The 246-nt window shown below is 31.7% G+C and carries 1 protein-coding gene; it reads right to left on the reverse strand.

The window, feature by feature from the left end; genetic code table 11:
- On the reverse strand, positions 1-225 hold a 225-nt coding region (locus AOA60_RS34855; RefSeq protein WP_368731594.1), incomplete at its 3' end, for a LytS/YhcK type 5TM receptor domain-containing protein.
- Positions 226-246: the final 21 nt, after the last annotated feature.

Here is a 246-nt window from a genome sequence, read left to right on the forward strand (position 1 = left end):
TAATATTAGAATAGATTGAACGCCACCATATAACCCACCGATCGTCAGTGCTACAAGTCGCAAATCGAAAATGTAACCATCCATCACAGATATCGGAAATAACATACAACTAAAGATCGCCAATGCAGTTGATATATTAAAAATCCATCTTTTCTTCCGGGCAGAATATTTCTTGAAATTTAACTCTAATATAATTGGGGTAAAAAGTAAGAAAATTATTAGAATAAGAAAGTTTAATAGTAACTC

This window comes from Pseudomonas sp. 2822-17, from assembly GCF_002742485.1.
GTDB lineage: Bacteria > Pseudomonadota > Gammaproteobacteria > Pseudomonadales > Pseudomonadaceae > Aquipseudomonas > Aquipseudomonas cyclaminis.